The organism is Bacteroidota bacterium (assembly GCA_034723125.1).
GTDB lineage: Bacteria > Bacteroidota > Bacteroidia > CAILMK01 > JAAYUY01 > JAYEOP01.
Genome location: JAYEOP010000524.1, coordinates 1 through 7,868, shown reverse-complemented (window position 1 = coordinate 7,868; position 7,868 = coordinate 1). Strand labels below are relative to the sequence as shown.

5 protein-coding genes are annotated in these 7,868 nt (G+C 28.9%); 1 reads left to right on the top strand and 4 read right to left on the bottom strand.

Annotated features, from left to right (window positions below; genetic code table 11):
* Positions 1-246: 246 nt before the first annotated feature.
* From U9R42_13555 to U9R42_13545, 3 genes are read right to left on the bottom strand one after another with little or no spacing between them, the layout of a single operon-like run.
* On the bottom strand, positions 247-3,471 hold the full coding sequence (locus U9R42_13555) for a hypothetical protein (GenBank protein ID MEA3497047.1): 3,225 nt from the start codon (positions 3,469-3,471) through the stop codon (positions 247-249).
* The gene (locus U9R42_13550; GenBank protein ID MEA3497046.1) at positions 3,471-5,021 is read right to left on the bottom strand and encodes a tetratricopeptide repeat protein; all 1,551 of its coding nucleotides are present in this window, start codon (positions 5,019-5,021) and stop codon (positions 3,471-3,473) included. Before U9R42_13550 ends, U9R42_13555 begins: the two co-directional genes overlap by 1 nt.
* A gap of 9 nt (positions 5,022-5,030) precedes the next feature.
* Positions 5,031-6,485 carry a glycosyltransferase gene (locus U9R42_13545; protein ID MEA3497045.1) on the bottom strand — a complete coding sequence of 485 codons (1,455 nt, stop codon included), beginning with the start codon at positions 6,483-6,485 and terminating at the stop codon, positions 5,031-5,033.
* 288 nt (positions 6,486-6,773) lie between these two features.
* Here U9R42_13545 and U9R42_13540 point away from each other — a divergent pair, with 288 nt between their 5' ends.
* Positions 6,774-7,406 (top strand): hypothetical protein, encoded by a 633-nt coding sequence (locus tag U9R42_13540; GenBank protein ID MEA3497044.1) that lies wholly within the window; start codon positions 6,774-6,776, stop codon positions 7,404-7,406.
* 268 nt (positions 7,407-7,674) lie between these two features.
* Here the strand turns inward: U9R42_13540 and U9R42_13535 are convergent.
* Positions 7,675-7,868 (bottom strand): MATE family efflux transporter (locus tag U9R42_13535; protein ID MEA3497043.1); only part of this gene is annotated, 194 nt, incomplete at its 5' end.

Below are 7,868 nucleotides of genomic sequence, written 5' to 3'. Positions count from 1 at the left end.
TTTTTGTCTTTTCATTTGTACATTGAAGAAGAAATAATGTTAATATTATTATAAATAGTGCTTTCATTTTTCTCATTTCTGTAATCATTTTTAGTTCTATGTCAAATACTGTGGGTAATCAAATTTGATTCACAGATCACAAAAAGAGTAATTTTCTAATCTGTGAATCTGTGGCTTTAATTTTTTTTACCCACACAAATCAACATAGAAGCGAATAATATTTTTTCAAAAGTAATATTTTCATAATCAATCTAAAATTTCAATTGTTACTTCTTTATTTGGTAAAACGTTTAAATAAATTTTTCCTTCCCTGTTGTTGTAAATGCCATCGGCAACACTTCCTGTAACTCTTATTTTTTTTGAAGAAGTGATATATTCAATTGTTAATGGCTGCTTATAATTTTTTTTATCCAATTTATTTATTACACTTAAAAATGTCAAATTAGAATATTTTGTAGTTCTGATTGTTGAGTTTTCTCTTTCTTTCTGATATTTTCCAATCGTTGAAATAGGAGCTATCCAATAGTCCGAATTTCTAATTAATCGTATTTGCCTTTCAAATTGTTTCGGACTTATTGAGTATGTATTTTTATATTTTCCACTTTCAAATAATTTGTATTCTTTACTTGATACAGGGAAAAGGTGGTGGTAAGAAAAAATTATCCATTTTCCTTTGCCATTTGCAATAATACTATCAAATTCATATTGAGATGGATATTTATCCGAAATTATAATTGATTGAAGTGAATAGTAATTCAAAGAATTAATGTTGTTATAAAAATTATTATTGAATCTACTTTTTGCAAATAAAATCCCTAAGTTTTCTAATGTTTTATTTTCAATATTTCTTTTTGCATGAGCAGAAAAATGAATTGTTTTTATAATTGTTGCTGTTTTGTGTTCAAATATTTTTTTTGTTTCACTCAAATTTTCAGAGCTTTGAATTGTTCTTTGTAAAACAATTTCGTTGCCTTTTACAACTAATTTTTGAACATCATTTATTCCGAGTCTTTTTATTTTAAAGCTACCTTCATCGGCTAAAAGTCTTGGATTTTCTTCTAAAGAATTTTCAATAATTCCAAAGCTTGCGTTTAAATAATATTTTTCCAATTGAGGAAGTGCATATTTTAATTGAGTATAGCCCGCATCAACAAAGCTTATGGAAATTGCTCCTTTTTTGTTATTGTAAAAGTCTGTAATCCTGAATGATTCGGCTTTGCTACTAAAGTCTTGTGGGATTTCAGGAGGGTTTAATAGGTAAAAATAATTTCCAAGACTTTTATAAATGGGTTTTAATCTTCTTTTAAATTGAGGTGTTTCCCATGTTTCCCACGAAAAATTGTAAGCCTTTCTTTTTGGATAGCGGGTAATTACATTATTATTTTTGTCAGTAACAAAAAGATAAATATTAAAACCATCTGTTTTTGAGTATTCAATATCCGCTGTATTTTTTATGTCATCCAAAACATATCTTCCCGAAGGGTCGCTAACATTTAATAAATGCCATGGAAGTCTGAGTTCAAGGGTTTTGGAAGTATAATCCCAATACCAGTCGCTATTTGAACTTTTTGCCAAACTACTGTTGCCATGAATTAGGTTTCCCCTGTTGTGTAAAATGGAGTCAATAATATTTCCAAACAATGTTTCTTTAGCACGGTTTGACATTAGTTTTTGTTCAATAAAAATTCCGTTATTATTATTTTTTGAAGCATAAACAGGGATGACGCTATTGTAAATATTAGTGTAAACAGAATATTTATCGTCAACAAGAATTTTAGCATTATCCATAGAATAAAACTCTACAAGGAATTCGATACCATTTTCAATTTCTTTTTTTAAAAAAGGTAAACGGTGGTCGCCTTGATTTTTATCAAAAATATCAATTGCAATGTATAAGTTGTTTTTACTAAAATCAAAATCGGGTATTCCTGCCATCAAATAAAAATATCCTGCATCTGCATCTGCATTTACAGAGATTTTATTTTTTGGAATTTTAATATTTTTCCAGTCATTTAATTTTCCGTCAATTGTTTTTGTTCGCGATTCATAAGCATAAATACCAAAATTTTGTTCTGGATTTTCCATGTTATGCCATAGTTTTCTATTGTGGTATGGTTTTTCAAAATCCATTACCAACCAATTATGTTTAAACCATTCGTCAATCCATTCAAAATAAATTGCTCCTGCACATTTTGTATCAAAGATATCTTTTGTCAATAGAATTGAAAGTTCTGCTTGTTCTTTTTCACTATGCCCACCTTGATTAAATCCAAGTGGTGTGTAATGACTGTTGCCTCTGCTTGAGGGTAATCCGTATTCGGCAATAACCAAAGGTATTCCTTTACAATGATTTTTTAGGTCTTTTAGGTAAGCAAAATAATTATCTTTTTGTCCATATTTATTTGTTGAATTAGCATAATTCTTTTGTAAATAAATAAAATCGGGATAATAGGGATAAGCGTGGTATGCGGCATAAATGCCGGGATAAAACAAATCCGTAGAATGGAATTTTCTAAAATCAATACTTTCAATATCATTGTCATATTCACGAATTTTTTTGTTCTCAATAAATTCCGAATTATGAAACATCGGGTCAAGTGGCAACCAATTTACAAAAGATATAGGTCGTTGTGCTTTGTATGTTTGTGTTTCGTAAAGAACTGTAAAATCCATCATTTTGGCTAACCAAGCTTCCATTGCTGTTCCTTGATTCATTGAAATAAACTTGCCTGAATAATGATTGATTTTGTTTAAGTGATTAGTTTCAATTACAGCTTTTGGTTCCCATTCGCGACCTAATAATATTCCAATTACATATTTCGAAATATCACAGGCATAAGTTCCATTGGCATGTCCCGATTTTTCATTAATTACAGATTTTCCATGAATCAGGTCAATAACATCAATAATTTCTTTTTGAAAACCCCTTGTATATTGAGCGTTGAAATAATTTTCATCATCAGGAATTTTTGCCCAAACTCCTTGCATCAGAAAAAGTTTTTTGTTCTGATTGTGAAAATTGTAATATGCAAATGCATTGTAAAATTCAGGTGGTAAAATAGTGTATGTTCTAATTACATTGGAATTCATTTCTCCAATTAATTTAAACCATTCCAAGTATTGCTCAAAAGAAAGTGAAAATTCTGCGGGAAATTTTCCGGGAGTTGCAACACCAATATTTACACCTTTCAAAAATATTTCCTCCCAATAATTTACCTTTTTATCATATTCAAATCTTGTATTCAGGGTTTTAAAATAATCACCTTTAGAGATAAAATAATAATCAGCTTCTTTTGAAAACCTCTTTAACTGTTCATCAGGAATAGGTGTAATTAGGGGTTTTGTTTCATCTTCAATTTGAATTTTAATAATCTTTTCTTCTCTGATAGTCTCTTCATAACGCATCATTTTGTAAACCGTTACTGTAAGAAAAGCAATGAGTACAATAATTATTATATATTTCCATTTCATTATAATACTACCTTAAGTGAAAAATATGCTATTGTGTTTTTATAATACGGATTATCGTAATGGCTTCCACCAATTGAAAAACTTAGTTTTTTTAAATTATATCCTGTTTCAAATCCGCCATTCCAACTATTGATGTCTGTTAAAGAAAGTTTGTTAAACTTATTTCCACTTCCGCTTGTATTTTCTTCATAATAAGTTTCATATCCAATGTTATATGCAAAATTTAAATAGAAATAAAAATCTTTGATAGAATAATAGGATGACAGGGAAATGCCATTTAACACTCGTTCGTAAGGGGTGTAATATAAAGGAGATTTGTATTCAAAATCAAGGAAGGAATGATTTATTGCAACAACAGTCTTGGGATTTTTGAAAATTTTGTAATTCAATGAAATTAAATAAGATTGATGAGGGTTTGTTAATGTGTCATATTTATCTGCGTAATAATCTGAAATATAGTTTTTATCAACCACTCCATACATGTAATTAGTTTTTAAACTAAATTTTTTGAATGATGTTGTAAGTGAATTTGAAATGGAATTTTTTCCAACTTGATTCCAATAATAAAAATAATCGTAGCCTGCCGTAAATGAGTTTTTAAATTTTATTTTTGATATATGAAAAGAAGACAAGCAATTAATTCCATAAGACGTAGCACGCGAATCGCTTTTGCTGTATCCGAAATACGCACTAACTTTATTATTTGAGGTAATCCAGCTAAATTTTGCCCACGAATTATCGTAGCACCTGCCTGTATCTCCAATATCATTTGCAAAGTCTCTGTCGGAATAATCAAACATAGTGTTTAGTGAAATTGCAAAATTATCATTGAGTCTTTTATTAAAACTATATTTTTGAACAATAGCGTTTATTTCATAACTTTCTTCTTGCTCGTTAATTTTTTTTAAAGTTGCAGAAAATGAATATGCTAATTCGTTTTTAATATCTTTATAAATTTTGTTGAATTTTTCATTGCTCGAGTCAAGCGATATTGCTTTTTCATAATATTTTAAAGCGATATCCGGACGATTTTCCCAGTAGTACATTTTGCCTATTCCTGCCCATGCTTCAGCGTAAGTATTGTCCTTATTAATTATTTGAAAATATGTTATCCGTGCAGAGTCCAAATTACCTTTTTCGATATAGACCTGTGCCAAATCAAAGTATTGTTGCATATAGCTTGGCAATAAATTAATTGCTTTTTGGAAATAAAATGATGCTTTGTTGTATTTGCTCTGTTTGTGATATATCCTTCCAAAACCATTGATGGCTTCAACATCTTTATTGTCATTTTTATAAATCAGTTTATAATAATTCAAAGATTGCTTGAAATTGTTTTTATCATAGTACAAAAACGCTAAAGCTAGTTTTGCGTCATAATCTTCACTATCAATTTTTAAAACTTTTTTGTAATTAGTTATTGAAGTTTCAATATCGCCTTTTAATTTTGCTTTGTAAGCAAGGTTACGCCAATATTCTTTATTGTTTTGCTGAGCAAATAATCCTAAAGTTAAAAATATTAATATGCTTGTTATAATTAGTTTCTTCATCAATTTTGATTATTCTGTTTTAACTCCTTTTCTTTCAAATTTATTCCATTCACTTTTCTTTTGAAAGAATTTTATTATTCCGATAAATTGGGCATACATTCGGAAAAATGCATAAGAAAAATCACTGATAATTCCCATAAATAATAACCACATCCAGTTGCCAAAGCTTTTATATCTTAATGCATCTCTGCTTGCAACAATTTTACCCTGACTCCAATTTTCAATAATTGCGGTAATTGAACTCATGATAATTGCCGTTGTTAAGGTAATGCTTACAATTAATAACAAAACCCATCCGAGATTAAGTGTGCCTACGTAAGCGGCAAAAAATATAAAAAATATTGTAAAAATTTTAATAACAGGAGATAGCAATTCAAACAAGAAATAATAAGGAAATGCAATTAATCCTATACTTCCGTATTTGGGTTCAAAAGCAAGTTTGCGATGAATTTTTAAAGTTTCTGCCAAGCCCATTTGCCATCTTGATCTTTGCTTGTAAAGATTTATTGCGTTATCAGGCATCTCTGTCCAGCAAACAGGCTGAGGGAGAAATGTCGCTTTTGCTTTTTTCTTGTTTTCTTTAAAATAACGCCATAATCTAACAACAATTTCCATATCCTCACAAACTGTTTTGTGTCCGACACCAATGGATTTTTCAATGTAAGTATCTTTGTTGTGTTCTGTCAAAAAGCCACCAACTTTGTCAAGGTCATCCTTTTTATAAATAGAAAATGCACCTGACATTATAAGTAAAGAATTGATTTTACTTAGTCCGATACGTGAAATCATAAAAGATTTAATGTATTCAATAATTTGCCATAACACCCAAATATTACGAGGCATTTTTGAGGCAACAACTTTGTTATGTCTTAAAACAACATCATTTGATGCTGCAAGCTGTCCGCCTGAAACAAAATTATCAGGGTCAAGGATAAATGGCTCTATAACTTTTTTTAATGCCTGTGAATCAAGAATTGAATCCGCATCAATTGTACAAATATATTTTTTAGTTGAATAATTAATTCCTGCATTTATCGAATCTGCTTTTCCTCCATTTTCTTTGTCAATAAGTATTAGATTTTTATTTTTTTCAAAATAAACTTTAGTTATTTGTTTGGTTACTAATGTTGTTTTACTTTGTTGTTTTTCTGAAAAATCAAATGCATTTTTCATTACATCCATTGTCTTATCTTTTGAACCGTCATTAACAACAATTACTTCAAAATTCGGATAATCTACTTCTAACAGCATATTCACACATGATACAATTGAAACAGACTCATTATACGCAGGAACAATTATTGAAATAGAATGATTTTTATAGTTAAATTCTTCGGTATGTGTTTTTCTCTTTTTTCTAAAGCTAAAAATAGAATAGAGAAAAAGTATAATATCAATAAGAAAGTAGGTCGAAAAATAAATTATCAGTAATTTTTCTACTATTCTAATTAATAACAAAAACAAAATAAATGAGATTTAATAAGGTTAAACAAAAATTATTTATCCTACAAAGATAATAAACAATACTCAACACTTGTAATTGGTAATCGGTAATTGGTAATCGGTAATTGGTAATCGGTAATCGGTAATCGGTAATTGGTAATTGGTAATCGGTAATTGGTAATTGGTAATCGGTAATTTTTCACTTTTAACATTCAACGAACAAAATAAAAGCAAAAATAAATGTATAATTGGTTATTAAAAATATTTCCTTAATTTTATGTTTTTTATAATCTCTTAATATTTTATAAAATGAAAACAAAATTAAAAATACTAAAACTACTTACAGTAAGCATTGCAGTTGTATTGATAATATTTTTTTGCAATTGCGGACCCGAAACAACAGAATGCGATAATTGGCCTGATGGAGTAGTAAAAACCTATTATCACTTTGAGGAAGATACTCTTAAAATCCCATATCATGGTTTTGATACACTGAAATTCTTGAGAATAACACAAAGCGATACTGATACAGTAACATTTATTGGGCAAGGAAAAAAATATTACGAAATCATTGAAACCGACTATGATTTTTATGGCTGCCAGCATGATGATATTTATGATGCATACTCCATTGAATTTAAAGATAAAGTCAATTCTGAAATTATTTGTTTTAAATTATTTGTTGAAGGTGAGGGAGGTTCAGAACTCGAAGTTTTTTATAAAAATAAAAGGTTTTTAGAGTCTCTTTTTTTTATTGATTACTCATCAATGTCAGGTTTTATTACTGAGTTCAGAATTCTTGGAATGAGATTCTACAGAGTTCATCCTCTTCCTCCTGTCAATGAATGGAATAATTATAAGGATACTATGTATTATAATAAATTTAACGGAATGATTCGATTTGCTTATGATAGCACCTATTCAATAACACTTTTAAAATAAAGAAAAATGAATAAAACATTATTTATAACAGTATTGTTCTTGTTTTGTGTTTTTAGTTCAATTGCACAATATGGAACAGGGCATGAAAAAAAAGCGAATAAAAGATAGTTTGAAAATGATTAAATTGTAATGAAAAGTTCAGGCACATTTTGTAAAGAAGATGTGCCTGATAGTCTAAGTTGATAGGCTTGACAATTCCCAAGATTTTGCCAACATCTTTTCTTATCCCAAAACATTCGGTATAAAAAAATATTTATAGCTTGTCTCCTTATTCATTAGGAATAATTGTTTCTACCGTATGTTTCCCCCATAAAAATGTAAAAATAACAGCAAAAAAGTTTCCTGTTAAAATTCCGTACCAGGCTCCTTCAAGTCCGAGATTTAGAACTATGGCAAATAAGTAAGCAACAGGAATTTGCAAAATAATTGTCCTAAAAATGGTAACTGTTAGCGATCTTCTAC